The organism is Enterococcus sp. AMC1086, from assembly GCF_058216575.1.
In genome coordinates this window covers 2,236,780-2,251,189 of record NZ_CM177100.1, presented here as the reverse complement: position 1 = coordinate 2,251,189, position 14,410 = coordinate 2,236,780, and the positions used below count along the sequence as shown (strand labels likewise).

The 14,410-nt window shown below is 36.9% G+C and carries 16 protein-coding genes; 14 read left to right on the top strand and 2 right to left on the bottom strand.

All coding sequences use genetic code 11. The features are described from left to right. Nucleotides 1-17: 17 nt before the first annotated feature. Nucleotides 18-1,148 carry an anhydro-N-acetylmuramic acid kinase AnmK gene (gene anmK, locus AC4BC4_RS10605; protein ID WP_490475657.1) on the top strand — a complete coding sequence of 377 codons (1,131 nt, stop codon included), beginning with the start codon at nucleotides 18-20 and terminating at the stop codon, nucleotides 1,146-1,148. 196 nt (nucleotides 1,149-1,344) lie between these two features. Then, nucleotides 1,345-2,196: a MurR/RpiR family transcriptional regulator gene (locus AC4BC4_RS10600; RefSeq protein WP_438756755.1), complete on the top strand. Its 852-nt coding sequence runs from the start codon at nucleotides 1,345-1,347 to the stop codon at nucleotides 2,194-2,196. A 131-nt stretch (nucleotides 2,197-2,327) separates the two neighbouring features. On the opposite strand, the gene AC4BC4_RS10595 is transcribed toward AC4BC4_RS10600, so the two are convergent. Beyond that, nucleotides 2,328-3,353: a lactonase family protein gene (locus AC4BC4_RS10595; RefSeq protein ID WP_438756754.1), complete on the bottom strand. Its 1,026-nt coding sequence runs from the start codon at nucleotides 3,351-3,353 to the stop codon at nucleotides 2,328-2,330. A gap of 189 nt (nucleotides 3,354-3,542) precedes the next feature. Here AC4BC4_RS10595 and clpX point away from each other — a divergent pair, with 189 nt between their 5' ends. Together clpX and yihA are read left to right on the top strand one after the other, a co-directional pair. Then, nucleotides 3,543-4,796, top strand: a complete 1,254-nt coding sequence (gene clpX / locus AC4BC4_RS10590; RefSeq protein WP_438756753.1) for an ATP-dependent Clp protease ATP-binding subunit ClpX — start codon at nucleotides 3,543-3,545, stop codon at nucleotides 4,794-4,796. A gap of 151 nt (nucleotides 4,797-4,947) precedes the next feature. Further along, nucleotides 4,948-5,529 (top strand): ribosome biogenesis GTP-binding protein YihA/YsxC, encoded by a 582-nt coding sequence (gene yihA, locus AC4BC4_RS10585; protein ID WP_206843242.1) that lies wholly within the window; start codon nucleotides 4,948-4,950, stop codon nucleotides 5,527-5,529. A 46-nt stretch (nucleotides 5,530-5,575) separates the two neighbouring features. Here yihA and AC4BC4_RS10580 read toward each other — a convergent pair whose 3' ends face one another. Next, nucleotides 5,576-5,725 (bottom strand): SPJ_0845 family protein, encoded by a 150-nt coding sequence (locus tag AC4BC4_RS10580; protein ID WP_490475656.1) that lies wholly within the window; start codon nucleotides 5,723-5,725, stop codon nucleotides 5,576-5,578. Nucleotides 5,726-5,934: 209 nt separating this feature from the next. Between AC4BC4_RS10580 and yidD the strand changes: the two genes are divergently transcribed. The 10 genes from yidD to AC4BC4_RS10530 all read left to right on the top strand — a co-directional run bounded on the left by yidD (nucleotide 5,935) and on the right by AC4BC4_RS10530 (nucleotide 14,409). Next, the gene (gene yidD, locus AC4BC4_RS10575) at nucleotides 5,935-6,225 is read left to right on the top strand and encodes a membrane protein insertion efficiency factor YidD (RefSeq protein ID WP_490475655.1); all 291 of its coding nucleotides are present in this window, start codon (nucleotides 5,935-5,937) and stop codon (nucleotides 6,223-6,225) included. 19 nt (nucleotides 6,226-6,244) lie between these two features. Then, nucleotides 6,245-7,120 (top strand): ROK family protein, encoded by an 876-nt coding sequence (locus tag AC4BC4_RS10570; RefSeq protein WP_490475654.1) that lies wholly within the window; start codon nucleotides 6,245-6,247, stop codon nucleotides 7,118-7,120. 405 nt (nucleotides 7,121-7,525) lie between these two features. Next, nucleotides 7,526-7,942, top strand: a complete 417-nt coding sequence (locus AC4BC4_RS10565) for an immunoglobulin-like domain-containing protein (RefSeq protein ID WP_490475653.1) — start codon at nucleotides 7,526-7,528, stop codon at nucleotides 7,940-7,942. Nucleotides 7,943-8,336: 394 nt separating this feature from the next. Beyond that, entirely contained in the window at nucleotides 8,337-9,503 is a 1,167-nt protein-coding gene (locus AC4BC4_RS10560) for an ABC transporter substrate-binding protein (RefSeq protein WP_438756746.1), read from the top strand. Nucleotides 9,504-9,616: 113 nt separating this feature from the next. Further along, nucleotides 9,617-10,495: a branched-chain amino acid ABC transporter permease gene (locus AC4BC4_RS10555; protein ID WP_207113833.1), complete on the top strand. Its 879-nt coding sequence runs from the start codon at nucleotides 9,617-9,619 to the stop codon at nucleotides 10,493-10,495. A 9-nt stretch (nucleotides 10,496-10,504) separates the two neighbouring features. Further along, nucleotides 10,505-11,473 carry a branched-chain amino acid ABC transporter permease gene (locus AC4BC4_RS10550; protein WP_438756745.1) on the top strand — a complete coding sequence of 323 codons (969 nt, stop codon included), beginning with the start codon at nucleotides 10,505-10,507 and terminating at the stop codon, nucleotides 11,471-11,473. Continuing rightward, nucleotides 11,454-12,230: an ABC transporter ATP-binding protein gene (locus AC4BC4_RS10545; protein ID WP_490475652.1), complete on the top strand. Its 777-nt coding sequence runs from the start codon at nucleotides 11,454-11,456 to the stop codon at nucleotides 12,228-12,230. The genes AC4BC4_RS10550 and AC4BC4_RS10545 overlap by 20 nt, the downstream gene beginning before the upstream one ends. Continuing rightward, nucleotides 12,230-12,931: an ABC transporter ATP-binding protein gene (locus tag AC4BC4_RS10540; protein ID WP_438756743.1), complete on the top strand. Its 702-nt coding sequence runs from the start codon at nucleotides 12,230-12,232 to the stop codon at nucleotides 12,929-12,931. The genes AC4BC4_RS10545 and AC4BC4_RS10540 overlap by 1 nt, the downstream gene beginning before the upstream one ends. A 4-nt stretch (nucleotides 12,932-12,935) precedes the next feature. Next, complete coding sequence (locus AC4BC4_RS10535) at nucleotides 12,936-13,589, top strand: CBS domain-containing protein (RefSeq protein WP_438756742.1); 654 nt, start codon at nucleotides 12,936-12,938, stop codon at nucleotides 13,587-13,589. Between the two features lie 241 nt (nucleotides 13,590-13,830). Beyond that, the gene (locus AC4BC4_RS10530; RefSeq protein ID WP_490475651.1) at nucleotides 13,831-14,409 is read left to right on the top strand and encodes a hypothetical protein; all 579 of its coding nucleotides are present in this window, start codon (nucleotides 13,831-13,833) and stop codon (nucleotides 14,407-14,409) included. Nucleotide 14,410: the final 1 nt, after the last annotated feature.

The following is a 14,410-nucleotide window of genomic DNA, read 5'->3' as shown; positions in this document are numbered from 1 at the left end:
AAGAAGGAGGAATTACTATGGTATACGCAGTAGGATTAATGTCTGGTACATCTTTAGATGGTATCGATGCAGCGTTAGTCGATATTTCAGGCAAAGACGAAAAAACGTCGGTAACGTTGATTGATTTTGTAACGATCCCTTTAGCAAAAAAGACGTTGAGTAGGATTCGAGAATCGCTTTCACTTGAGTCCTCAAATGTAGAAAAAATTTGTTCATTGAATGTTGAATTAGGAGAAGCATTTGCACAAGCCGTTTTAGCAATTTGTAAAAAAGCAGGTATTTCTTCTGATGAGTTAGCTTTTGTCGGCAGTCATGGCCAAACAATTTTTCATATTCCATTTGCTAGAGAAGAATTTTCAGCATCGACGCTCCAAATTGGTGATCCAGCAGTGATTTGTGAGCGGACAAAAACAACAGTGGTATCGAATTTTAGAGAACGGGATATGGCTGTTGGTGGACAAGGTGCGCCGATTGTTCCATATTCTGAATATGTTATTTATCGAAGTGAGGATACAACGCGTATTTTACAAAATATTGGTGGTATTGGTAATTTAACGGTAATTCCAAAGAATAGTAAATTAGAAGACATGGTGGCATTCGATACTGGGCCAGGAAATGTTATTATGAACGAAATATGTTTACACTTTTTTGACGAAGAATATGATAAAAATGGTGCATATGCTAAACAAGGAACGGTTGATCCAGCGCTATTAGCTGAGATGATGGCACATCCGTACATCAAAAAACCATATCCAAAAACAACGGGTCGTGAAGAATTTGACAAACAGTATACACAAATGTTGATTGAAAATTGGGCCATAGACCCCAAAAATCTGTTGGCAACGGCGACGATGTTTACAGCTAAGTCGATTGCTATTGCAGTAAAACCATTTATTCAAGGCAAAACAGAGCTGATCATCGGAGGCGGTGGCAGCTATAATCAAACCTTGACCTCGATGATCAAAGCTGAACTGCCAGACGTTCAAGTGATGATCCAAGAAGATATTGGTTATTCATCTGAAGCGAAAGAAGCAATCGCAATGGTGATTTTAGCCAATCAGACAGTGCAACACGGTACGGGCAATGTTCCAAGTGCGACTGGAGCAAAAAAATCTGTTCCACTGGGAAGTATTACGTATTACGAATAACGAGTATACATTTTATTGTTTTAACACATTAAAAGTATCTATAGGTATTTGAAAATTGAGTAGAGAATGGTATTATGATTATAGAAAACAGTACTTTACTCTACAAAATGACTACTTTTGACTACTCTTTTGGGTACGTTTATCTTTATGTGATTTGTTTAAGAGTAGTGGGAAATAAAAAAATGGAGATGAAACAATGAGCGGAGAAAATATTCAAGGAAGAATTATAAGTATATTGGATCTGCTACCAAATTCTGAGCGGAAGATCGGTCAAGTTATTTTGGATAACCCTTCAATAGTAATTGAAATGACAGCATCAGAGCTGTCGACCTATGCAGGTACAAGTCCGGCAACGGTGATTCGTTTTTGTAAAAGGATAGATGTGCAAAGTTTCACACAATTAAAAGTTCGTTTATCAGCTGAAATCGAAGTACCTGTTCATGAAGGATACTCAGATATTACCGCAAACGAATCAGTGGATGAGATCAAGAAAAAACTATTAGGCAATGCTTACCAATCTATGCAAGAGACAGTTGCTCTACTCAACAATCAACGAGTTGAAACGATCGTAGATGTGCTAGTTGCAGCACCGATTATTTATGTGTTTGGTATCGGAGCCTCATATCTAGTAGCAGAAAATATTGCACAAAAATGGAATCGAATCGGTAAAACAGTTGTCTGTGTACAGGATTCCCATGTTTTAGTAACGATCTTAGTATCTGCACCGAAAGAGGCGGTATTTTTCTGTATCTCTCATTCAGGTGAAACGAAAGAAGTGTTGAGGTTACTTGATGTAGCGCAAAAGCACCAATTAAAAACGATTGGGCTCTCACAATTTGGCAATAATACACTGACCAACAAAGCCGAATATACGCTGCAAACTGTTCGTTCGAATGAAGCCGTGCTAAGAAGTGCAGCAACTACCTCATTACATGATCAGTTTATCGTGGTAGATGTTTTATTCTATGCCTATGCCTCCAGAAACTTTGATCAAACCATCGAAAAAATCCAGGAGTCAAAAGCTGAAGTGAAGAAATATGAAAATTAAAAGAGGCATGAAAAATTGGATCAAAAACCGCACAAATGCGCTATAGGCATTGTGCGGTTTTTTGATAAATCATACTATTTATTTGGCTGTTCAGTGAGATGTTTAAACCCTTGAACCACTCACTTTAGTGTTTATTTAAAATAAACACAGACGCATTCTGGTGCATAAATATCTTTTTGGATCATTTCTAAAAGTCCAGTTTCTTCATCACGACGATAAAGAGTGAGATTATCCGTATTTTGATTTGCCGCAACCACAAATTTGCCTGTTGGATCTAAATCAAAATCTCTTGGGATTTCACCTTCTGTAGAAATCAATTGCACACGTTCTATTTTACTGCCATCATCTGCTGTTGCAAAAACAGCAATTGAATCATGGCCACGGTTTGATGCATAGACAAATCGGCCATCAGCTGAAATACGGATCGCAGCACCACCGTTAAATTCATTGAATCCATCAGGTAAAGTCGATACTTTTTGAACTTGTTCAAATGAACCATCTTTTTCATTATAAGCTAATACAGTAACTGTACTATCTAATTCACCAAAAAGGTAAGCAAATTGATTCATTGGATGGAAAACTAAATGACGAGGACCCGTTCCAGGTTCTGCAACATATTGCGCCACCTCAGATAATTTTCCCTCTGCACTAACATCATAGGTGTAAACTCGGTCCGTACCCAAATCACAAACAGCTAAACGACGATCAGGCGTTAAATCAGTATAATGAACATGCGCATTGTCTTGATTGTCATGAGGACCAGTTGCTTCATCATGAACGATTTTATCTGTATCTTCTAAGCTGCCATCAGCCAAAATACGATACACATGAATGATTCCTTGATGATAATTCGCACCAAAAACCAATTGTTTCTCTTCGTCAATAGCAACATAACATGGAGGAGCGCCGGCTTCTGTTACTTTATTGATCAAGTCAAACTGTTCATTGTTTTTATAAGCGGCCATTCCACCCTCACCATCAACAGAAGTAACGTTGAATAAGTCACCTTTTTGATTAAGTGCTAAGTATGTTGGGCTAGTTTCTTCTACTAATAACGTTGCGTCAGTAAGTGTCTCTTTCTCAGTATCTAGTGCGATCTGATAGATTCCTTTACTTTCTCTACGTGTATAAGTTCCTAATAAAATTTGTTCTAGCATGAAATTCCCTCCATTTTTTACTGCTGATTTAAAAGAAGCAGCAGTTGATTTAACTCTTTTAGTATACCATAAGAATTCATTGAATCAGTAAAACTTTATAAATCCAATGTTCGCATTTTCACTTGATATATGCTATCATATCTTAAGACTGTAACGACAGTCATTTTTAATTTTAGAGGGGTGACACGCATGTACGATAACACAAATAGCAACAATGATGCAGTTCGCTGTTCTTTCTGTGGTAAAACACAAGAAGAAGTGAAAAAAATCGTTGCTGGACCAGGTGTCTATATTTGTAATGAATGTATCGACTTATGCAAAGAGATTATTGATGAAGAATTTTACGACGAAGCTGTACGTGAATTAACGGATGTTCCAAAACCCCAAGAAATTTTGGAAGCCCTAAACGAATATGTAATTGGACAAGATCAGGCAAAGCGCTCATTAGCAGTTGCGGTCTATAATCACTATAAACGTGTAAATCAATCAGAAAATTCAAGCTCTGAAGAAGTGGAACTACAAAAGAGCAATATTTGTTTAATTGGATCAACGGGTTCTGGGAAAACCTTTTTAGCCCAAACATTAGCTAAAACACTGAATGTCCCATTTGCAATTGCAGATGCGACTAGTTTGACAGAAGCGGGATATGTAGGGGAAGATGTAGAGAATATTCTATTGAAGCTGCTACAATCTGCTGATTTTAATGTGGAACGCGCTGAAAAAGGGATTATTTATATCGATGAAATCGATAAAATTGCACGCAAAAGCGAAAATGTTTCCATCACAAGAGATGTGTCAGGTGAAGGTGTCCAACAAGCGTTGCTTAAAATCTTAGAAGGAACGGTTGCCAGTGTGCCACCGCAAGGCGGACGCAAACATCCACATCAAGAATTTATCCAAATCGATACAACGAATGTTCTATTTATTGTGGGTGGAGCTTTTGATGGAATCGAAAACATTGTCAAAAATCGCCTAGGCGAAAAAACAATTGGTTTCGGTACGAAAAATAGCAAACTTAACGAAGAAGAAAGTATTATGCAACAAATCATTCCAGAAGATTTGTTGAAATTCGGTCTGATTCCTGAGTTCATCGGACGCTTACCAGTGACAGCCGCGTTAGAGAAGTTGACGACAGATGATTTGGTTCGTATCTTGACTGAACCAAAAAATGCTTTGGTAAAACAATATCAAAAACTATTGTCTTTAGATGATACAGAATTAGAATTTGAACCAGATGCGCTTCGTGCGATTGCGGATAAAGCAATTGAACGTAATACAGGTGCTCGCGGCTTACGTTCAATCATCGAAGAAATCATGATGGATGTGATGTTCGATGTACCATCTGATGAGACGATCGAAAAAGTCATTATTACTGAAATGGCTGTGGAAGGTACAGGCAAACCAGCGATTGTTTATAATAAAAAAGACAAAAAAGCTGGATAATTAAAGTTGGGACAGAAGCTTTAGCTCCGAGAGGTAAGAGAGAATTGATGAAAAGAGCGCTTCAACTTTTTGTTAATTTTAGCTTATTTCTGATGGCGCTGCTTTTGTCCCACTGTTTTTTAGTGAAATCAATAAGATTAGAGGTCAAAATATGAATGTTCATAACGCAGAAATTATTATTAGTGCGGTTTCACCCAAACAATATCCTGAGACAGAACTTCCAGAAATCGCCTTAGCCGGTCGTTCAAATGTGGGTAAATCTTCATTTATCAACACATTGATCAATCGGAAGAATCTAGCTAGAACCTCAGGCAAGCCAGGTAAGACTCAAACACTAAATTTTTATCTGATCGAAGATGCGTTGCATTTTGTTGATGTTCCAGGATATGGTTATGCAAAAGTATCTAAGACAGAACGAGCTAAATGGGGCGAGATGATCGAAACGTATATGACCACAAGAGAGCAATTGAAAGCTGTTGTTTCTTTGGTCGATTTACGTCATGCGCCAACACAAGAAGATATTCAAATGTATGAATTTTTGAAATACTACGAAATCCCTGTGATCGTTGTTGCAACCAAAAAAGATAAAATCCCAAGAGGCAAATGGAATAAACACGAAAGTGTCATCAAAAAAGCGTTGAACTTTGATAAATCCGATGACTTCATACTTTTCTCTTCACAAACGAAAGAAGGGAAAGAAGAGGCCTGGCAAGCCATTGAAAAGTATTTATAATAAAAACTAGCATTGACGACCTTCAGAGAGCTGTCAATGCTAGTTTTTATTTTTCTTTTTTCTTGTCTTCTTTTTGTTGTGCTTTTGCTGCTTGTTTTTCTAATTCTTCTTTTGGCATTTCCACTTTTTTTGGATCTAACGCAAAAGAATCAAATAATTTATCTAAGTCATTTGTACTTTCAAATTTTAAGCCCATTGTGTATCTACTCCATTTCTTTTTAGATTGAGTAGAAGTCGTGTGGTACAACTTCTTTTCTTTAGTTTAGCATCCTTTTAGAAATTTGAATAGCTTTCTTTTCCAACCGTTACGAATTTTTATAAAAATCCTTTTATGTTGGGTTTGTAAGCTTGCATTCAATTATAAAAAAAGGTATAGTTTCTTCGAATAGAGAAAAGAGGGACGAAATGGCAGGAAATATTTTTATTGGAATGGTTCGTGGGTATCAGCGTTTTATTTCCCCTGGACTGCCAGCTAGTTGCCGCTATCATCCAACGTGTTCACAATATATGATCGATGCCATCCAGACACATGGCAGCATCAAAGGGGTAACGATGGGAACGGCGCGCTTTTTACGTTGCCATCCGCTGACAAAAGGTGGAATCGACTATGTACCCTTGAAATTTAGCTTAAAAAGAAATCCGGATCAAGAATATCATGGTCCCTATAACTATAGAAGAAACAAAGAAAATAAATAGATGAAGGTGGACTTTTAGGATGGAGATTTTAGCATTTGATTTTGGCGGTTCAGCAGTCAAATATGGGGTTTGGAACGGACGAGAAATGACGGATAAAGGACAATTTAAAACACCGAAAACATGGGATGAAATGAAAACGTCATTAGTCGCTGTCTTTGAAGGGATCAATCAGGAACTAGCGGGTGTCGCCTTAAGTGCTCCAGGAGTAGTAGATGTTGAAAAGCAAATGATCAATGGAATTTCAGCGATTCCATATATTCATGGTTTCAATATATTTAAAGAATTAGAAGAGCTATTTAATCTTCCAGTAACAATCGAAAACGATGCGAATTGTGCAGGAATGGCAGAAATATACGAAGGTGCTGCCAAAGGTAAACAAGAAGTGGCGTTCGTGGTTATTGGAACGGGTATTGGTGGCGCTATTTTCCGCAAGGGGGAAATCGTTAAAGGAGCGCACCTTTATGGCGGAGAATTTGGGTTGATGTACCTAAGCGATGGACAGACCTTTAGTAAACTTGGAACCGCCGTTCAAATGGCTTGGCGTTATTGTAAACGCAAAGGTCTGGAAAAAGAAACTTTTTCTGGGGAAGACGTATTTGCTTTGGCAGAGTCTGGTGATGAAGTAGCGATTGAAGAGGTCAATAATTTCTATGAGTATTTAACACAAGGTTTGTTTAGTATTCAATTTTCTCTTGATCCAGAGATGATCGTTTTAGGCGGTGGCGTTTCTGCTAAAAAAGGCTTACTAGAGGAAATCAATCGTCGAATGAAAGAAAAATTGGCGTATTTTGAATTGAATGATTTCATCCCGCAACTAGTGACCTGTAAATACAAAAATGATGCCAATCTGATTGGGGCAGCTGCTAATTTTGTAACGATCCAAAAAAATAGCTAAGATCTATTAGGTATAGCTGGAGTTACATACTATTTTTCTGACATTCAACGGGAAACGTTGCGTTAGTCAAGTTTTACCTAATGAAAAGAAACGCAAAGCATGTGAATAAGAAAGGCATAGGTTGGGACAAAAGCGTTTAACTCCTAGAAAGAAGAGGAGTTGTTTCAGTTCCAACCATTTATTCGAATTCCTTAAGGCTAGGATATAACTCGTAGAGTTATGCCCTAGCCTCTTTTTCATTTCAATTCTTTATGTAAATAATGAAAAACTTTCAAAAAATAATTTATTATTATTTAGATGATATAATTGATATTTAGTTGTTAAATAAGTTATAATTACTATTTTTTTATTATATATAAATAATAATTATAAAATAAGAAGGAGGTAAAGGAATGAAAAAATATTTTGGAAATTGATGGAAAAGAAATTGAACGGAAATTATTAATCTCAAATCGACAATTTACATTTGATGTAGATGGTCTAATTAAACAAGAAAGTGATAAAGTTGAAGTTGTTGGGTATCGTTATAGTACCGAAGTCACACGCCAAAAGGTGAATATCAAGCCAGTTAAGGCGGAAATGACACTGGATATCTATAAGTTGGATACGCCGTATGTAACAGGAAAAGTGACAGCGAAATCAGCAAAGAGTGTTCGTTTGTACGTCAATCGAAGACGTCAAGAAACAGTAAAAATGGCTGAAGATGGTACATTCAACTTGTTAGGCGTAGGAATTCTTTCTGTTACAGATAAAGTAGAAGTAGCATTACTAAATGAACAAGGTGTTGAAATGTTACTCTCGCCTGTTAGTATTTCTCAATAAGAACTGTCAACTTGATATAACAAAAAGACAGTAAATGATTTTGAGTGAGGGAAAAATTTAGAAATACTCATGAAGGCTAACTGTTTTTGAAACAGAATAAAATTATAATGGATCGACTTACAAGCCACTTTAGTCAGTTTTATTATGGCAGAAAATAGCGGATAAGTTGATCCTTTATTAAATTTTTTCTACAAGTTGATATGGAGAGATTCTGTAGTGAAATCAGGAAAATCAAGTTTAATAATTTGAATTATAGGAATTTTCAGAAAATTCGTTGACATTTCTTTCGTTATTGATTATATTTGTATACATACTTCTTTAATAATTATATATACAAAGAAAATTATCTGGCTTTACGAACTCGTTCAGCTTTAAAACTAGGGAGGAAACAAAAATGAAAAAATTTAGCTTTTTATTTGCTAGTCTATTTTTACTAGCAGCATGTGGTCCACAAGCTGGCGGAGGCGCAAGCGGTGGTGGAAATAAGGTTGAAGGCGATACGATCAAAATTGGGATGAACATGGAACTTTCCGGCGATGTTTCAGCATATGGGAATGCTGAAAAAGAAGGAATTACCTTAGCTGTTGAAGAAATCAACAAAGCTGGCGGTGTGTTAGGGAAAAAATTAGAATTGATCGAAAAAGACAACAAATCTGAAAATGGCGAAGCGACATCAGTAGCAGCTAATTTAACAGCCAAAGATAAAGTTGTTGCAGTCGTTGGACCAGCAACATCAGGCGCAACAAAAGCAACAATTCCAAATATGACAAAAGCAGCAGTTCCTGTGATCACACCTTCAGGTACAGATGATAGCATCACTGTTGTAAACGATAAAGTACAAGAATATATTTTCAGAGCGTGTTTCCAAGATACGTTCCAAGGAGTTATCTTAGCAAACTTTGCACAAGATAATTTGAAAGCTGAAGATGTTGTGATCATCGGCGATAATTCGAGTGACTACGCAATTGGGTTGACGAAGTCATTTAAAGATACGTTTAAAGGAAAAATCGTTAAAGAAGAAACCTTTACAGCTGGTGATAAAGATTTCCAAGCAATCTTAACGAAAATCAAAGACCTTGATTACGATGCAATCTACATTCCAGGATACTATGCAGAAGCAGGATTGATCATCAAGCAAGCACGCGAGATGGGGATCGACAAACCAATTCTTGGTGCTGACGGATTCGGTGATGAAAAATTAGTTGAAATCGCTGGCGCAAAAAATGTTTCTAAAGTCTATTACACAGGACACTTCTCAGAAAAAGCACCTGCTACAGACAAAGTAAAACCATTTGTAGAAGCATTTAAGAAAAAATACAATAAACAACCATCGGCGTTTAATGCTTTAGGCTATGATTCAGTTTACATGTTAAAACAAGCGATGGAAGACAAAGATTCAGCTGATTCAAAAGATATTACAGAAGGCTTAGCTTCATTGAAAGACTTTGTTGGTGTTACAGGGAAAATGACGATGGACAAAGACCACAATCCTGAAAAGTCAGCTGTAGTACTAGGATTAACAGAAGGAAAAGAAACATCTGCGGATGCGGTAAATCCTTAAAAAGTAAGCTGTATAAGTAACTTAAAGAGGGTGAGACAAGGTTCCACGTTTTGTCCGTCCTCTTTTTACTTTAATGAAATAGCAATTATTCTAAAATATTGGAAGTGATAATCATGGAAGTAGTAATCCAACAACTAGTAAATGGGCTCTTTTTAGGGAGTATTTATGCACTATTAGCTTTAGGGTATACAATGGTTTATGGCATTATCAAATTGATCAACTTTGCCCATGGAGAAATCTACATGTTGGGCGGATTTATGGGGTATTTCTTTATCAACAAATTAAACTTAGGGTTTTTCCCAGCGCTGATTTTATCAATGGCAGGAGCTGCGGTGATTGGTGTGGTAATTGAATTTTTAGCATACAGACCTCTAAGAAAATCAACAAGAATCGCAGCCTTGATCACCGCAATAGGGGTGTCATTTTTACTGCAAAACGGAATGATTTATTGGTTAGGACCAGAAAAAAAATCATTTCCACAAGCAATTGAATTTAAAAATTATCAATTAGGGTTTATTCAAATCTCAAATATTCAAGTTCTCATTTTAGTTATCTCATTAGTATTGATGATTGCGTTACAACTGATTGTCAAAAAGACAAAAATGGGAAAAGCAATGCGTGCTGTTTCTGTAGATGCGGACGCTGCACAACTAATGGGGATCAATGTCAATCGCACAATTTCATTTACGTTTGCATTAGGTTCTGCTTTAGCAGCAGCTGCTGGTATGCTAATTGGACTTTATTATAATTCCATTGATCCGATGATGGGCGTAGTTCCAGGACTTAAATCGTTCGTTGCGGCTGTTTTAGGTGGGATTGGGATCATACCGGGTGCCGCACTGGGTGGTTTTGTGATCGGTCTATTAGAGACGATTACGATTGCACTTGGTTTTTCAGATTATAAAGATGCGGTGGTCTATGCATTGTTGATTATTATTTTATTGATTCGTCCTGCTGGAATTCTCGGCAAGAACATCAAAGAGAAAGTGTAGGTGGCAAACATGAAAAAGAATTTAAAATACAACGTTGTTTGGCTTCTGATTGCTGCTTTAGCTTATGCTTTTATTTACGTATTGTATATAACAGGTGTGATCACGCCATTTACTGAATATACGTTGATTACGATCGGAATCAATATTATGTTGGCACTAGGGTTGAATTTGATTATCGGTTTTTCAGGTCAGTTTTCTTTAGGACACGCTGGATTTATGGCGATCGGTGCTTATAGTGCAGCGATCATGCTCGTTAAGTATCCGACGATGGGTGGTTTTTTCAGTGGGATTTTACTGGGAATCGTGTTATCCGGACTCGTAGCCTTATTAGTCGGTATCCCAACTTTGAGATTAAAGGGCGATTATTTAGCGATCGCAACACTGGGAATTTCTGAGATTATTCGAATTGTTATTATCAATATGAAAGATATTACAAATGGTCCAGCAGGAATCTTTGGTATTCCGCCAATGGTCAGCTGGCCAATGGTTTTTGGCTTTGTGGTCATCGTAACATTGATTATTGTTAATTTTATTCATAGTGGTCCAGGACGTGCGACAATGGCGATCAGAGAAGATGAGATCGCTGCTGAATCAATGGGCGTGAACACGACAAAGTATAAAGTTGCAGCATTTATTATCGGTGCTGTTACAGCCAGTGTCGCAGGAGCAATTTATTCAAGTTATGTCCAAACGATTGCGCCAAAAGATTTTGGCTTTATGAAGTCGATCGACATCTTGATTATCGTAGTATTTGGCGGAATCGGGAGTGTTACTGGAACATTCATTTCAGCGATTGTATTGGGGATATTGAATATGTTCTTACAAGATGCTGGTGCACTTAGAATGATCATCTACGCATTAGCATTGATCATTATCATGATTTTTAAACCAGGCGGATTACTTGGAACGTGGGAATTTTCCGTAAAAAAATTATTTAATAAAAAGGAGGACAACTCAAATGCCTCTATTAAACGTTAGTAATTTAACAAAAAACTTCGGCGGACTTGCAGCTGTTTCCAATGTCAATCTTTCATTAGAAAAGAATGAATTGATTGGATTGATTGGGCCAAACGGTGCTGGGAAAACAACTTTGTTTAACCTTTTAACAGGTGTTTACGAGCCAAGTGAAGGCACTGTGACTTTAGATGTTTTAGGTGAAGAAAAGGTATTGAATGGCTTAAAACCTTATAAAATTGCGGATATGGGCTTAAGTAGAACATTTCAAAATATTCGTTTGTTTAAAGATTTAACGGTGATGGACAACGTGTTGATCGCAATGAATAGTAAAAATAAAGAAGGAATTCTAGCTAGTATCTTACGCTTACCAACTTTTTATAAAAAAGAAGAAGAGATGGAAAAGAAGGTACTTGAACTTTTAGCAATCTTTGGTTTAGAAGAAAAAGTGCAAACGGTAGCGAAAAATCTCCCATATGGTGAACAACGGCGTTTGGAAATTGTACGTGCTTTAGCGACACAGCCAAAAGTATTATTTTTGGATGAGCCGGCAGCAGGTATGAACCCACAGGAAACAGCAGATTTAACTGAACTAATTAGAAAAATCCAAAAAGAATTTCAAATCACGATCGTTTTGATCGAACATGATATGAGTTTGGTCATGGATGTTTGTCAAAGAATTTATGTTTTAGAGTATGGCAGAATTATTGCTGAAGGCAAACCAGAAGCAATCAAAAACGATCCTCGTGTGATCGAAGCTTATCTTGGAGGTGAACTATAATGCTCGCAATTGAAAATTTATCTGTTCATTATGGTGTGATCCAAGCAGTGCGGGATGTAAGTTTTAATGTTGAACAAGGAGAAATCGTTTCGCTGATTGGAGCCAATGGTGCTGGGAAAACGACGATTTTGAGAACAATTTCAGGTCTGAATCGTCCCTCAAAGGGGACAATTACATTTGAAGGACAACAAATTCACAAAATGGTCCCGCAAAAAATTGTGGCATCCGGTCTGTGTCAAGTACCAGAAGGACGACATGTTTTTGCTGGTTTGACTGTTCAAGAAAATTTAGAAATGGGTGCATTTTTACGGAAAGACAGAGACTTAAAAAAAGAGTACGATATGATTTTTGAACGCTTCCCAATTTTAAAGGAACGTAAAAATCAAGATGCGTCAACTTTATCCGGCGGAGAGCAACAGATGCTGGCGATGGGCAGAGCACTCATGTCCAAACCAAAATTACTGTTATTAGATGAGCCGTCCATGGGACTCGCGCCAATCTTTATTCAAGAAATATTTAATATCATCCAAGAAATCAACAAACAAGGAACGACTGTTTTATTGATCGAACAAAATGCAAAAATGGCGTTGTCAATTGCTGATCGAGGGTATGTGCTTGAAACAGGTGAAGTTGTTTTAACTGGTCCTGGTAAGGAATTATTAGAAAGTGAAGAAGTTAAAAAAGCATATTTAGGAGGGTAACAACATGAGTGTAAGTGATTTTATGACAAAAAATTTAGTCGTTGCTCAACCAGAAATGAAAATCTTTGATGCTGTAGATTTGATGAAAAAAAATAATATTCATCGTTTGCCTGTTGTCAAAAAAGAGCAAGTTATCGGTTTGATCACAGAAGGAACGATCCAATCAGCAATGCCATCAAAAGCTACAAGTTTAAGTGTCTATGAAGCAAATTATTTATTAAACAAGACTACAGTGGCAGACGTGATGGTAAAAGAAGTTCGAACAATCAAACCAGAATCTTCTTTGGAAGATGGCATATTCTTAATGCGTCAAAACAATATAGGTGTATTGCCTGTCGTTGATGCAAATGAGAAGCTCGTTGGCATTATAACCAATAATGATATTTTCGATGCATTTTTAAAAATCACCGGCTACAATGACGGCGGTACTAGAATTCAATTACGTATTCTAGAAGACCACAAGGGGATTTTAGCGGATATCACAAAATTATTGTCAGACAATGATTTTAGTATTTTAACCGTTGTGGTAAATCGCAAAGAGCTAGAAACAGTAATTGAGTTGCAGATAGAAAGCCGCGAAACGCAACAAATTGGAAAAATATTGAAAGAAGCAGAATATGATGTGTTTGAAGCAACATTTATTTCAAAAAAATTATAAAATGTGAATAATAGCAAGAGATAGAAGATATTTTTTTTGAAAACAGTTTGACTATTAGATGAGCGTATGATAATTTTATATAGTAAAGAATTTGTATCTATAATCATCTTAGAATAGTAGAGTGTTTTACTCCTTTGATATTCTTACGTCGTATCCTCTAAACGATAGAGGTTGTTGTTGGTATAATTATTACATAATAGTTTGTAATTGATTATAAATATTAAGGTAGGAGGAATGAAAAATGAAAAAAGTTATCGGATTTATCATTGCGACTGTAGCAGTGTTGAGTTTTGCAACATCAGCGTCTGCTGACGGAGCAATTTCAGCAACTGAGCAGACTGTACTTGATGAATTGAATGCTGGCGTAACAATCGGCGGTAAAAAATTCAGTTTCGGTGCAGCTGAGATGAATGCAGCTTCTAATCACTTGAAACGTGTTGATTTAACACAAGCTCAAGCGGATGAAGCAGTTAAAAACATTCAAGCAGCCCGTACTTTAGTCGGAGGGGTATCTGTTGATACTTCAGGGGCTAATTCACTTGGCGCTGCGATCAAGCTATTACCAGCTAACGTAATTTCTCAATTACAAAATTATGTTGTTGCTGCTGGAAATGCTGTTGGCGTGAAAATTACGTTTGGAGCGGGTGGAACGTATTCTACAGTGACGATTACTGACACTAAAGGTGCACCTGTCTACAAAACTGGAACACCAGTTAAAAATACAGGATCAAATTACGCATTAAGCGGAATTACTTTTGGCTCATTGATCGTAGCTGCAGCAGGTGCAGTATTCATGAGCAGAAAGAACAAATTAGCATAAT

Coding starts and splice junctions, on each gene's coding strand:
- AC4BC4_RS10555 (WP_207113833.1), top strand. CDS start 9,617: ATGGAAGTAGTAATCCAACAACTAGTAAATGGGCTCTTTTTAGGGAGT.
- AC4BC4_RS10580 (WP_490475656.1), bottom strand. CDS start 5,725: ATGGGCTTAAAATTTGAAAGTACAAATGACTTAGATAAATTATTTGAT.
- yihA (WP_206843242.1), top strand. CDS start 4,948: ATGAATGTTCATAACGCAGAAATTATTATTAGTGCGGTTTCACCCAAA.
- AC4BC4_RS10540 (WP_438756743.1), top strand. CDS start 12,230: ATGCTCGCAATTGAAAATTTATCTGTTCATTATGGTGTGATCCAAGCA.
- AC4BC4_RS10595 (WP_438756754.1), bottom strand. CDS start 3,353: ATGCTAGAACAAATTTTATTAGGAACTTATACACGTAGAGAAAGTAAA.
- AC4BC4_RS10530 (WP_490475651.1), top strand. CDS start 13,831: ATGAAAAAAGTTATCGGATTTATCATTGCGACTGTAGCAGTGTTGAGT.
- AC4BC4_RS10545 (WP_490475652.1), top strand. CDS start 11,454: ATGCCTCTATTAAACGTTAGTAATTTAACAAAAAACTTCGGCGGACTT.
- anmK (WP_490475657.1), top strand. CDS start 18: ATGGTATACGCAGTAGGATTAATGTCTGGTACATCTTTAGATGGTATC.
- clpX (WP_438756753.1), top strand. CDS start 3,543: ATGTACGATAACACAAATAGCAACAATGATGCAGTTCGCTGTTCTTTC.
- AC4BC4_RS10550 (WP_438756745.1), top strand. CDS start 10,505: ATGAAAAAGAATTTAAAATACAACGTTGTTTGGCTTCTGATTGCTGCT.
- yidD (WP_490475655.1), top strand. CDS start 5,935: ATGGCAGGAAATATTTTTATTGGAATGGTTCGTGGGTATCAGCGTTTT.
- AC4BC4_RS10600 (WP_438756755.1), top strand. CDS start 1,345: ATGAGCGGAGAAAATATTCAAGGAAGAATTATAAGTATATTGGATCTG.
- AC4BC4_RS10535 (WP_438756742.1), top strand. CDS start 12,936: ATGAGTGTAAGTGATTTTATGACAAAAAATTTAGTCGTTGCTCAACCA.
- AC4BC4_RS10570 (WP_490475654.1), top strand. CDS start 6,245: ATGGAGATTTTAGCATTTGATTTTGGCGGTTCAGCAGTCAAATATGGG.
- AC4BC4_RS10560 (WP_438756746.1), top strand. CDS start 8,337: ATGAAAAAATTTAGCTTTTTATTTGCTAGTCTATTTTTACTAGCAGCA.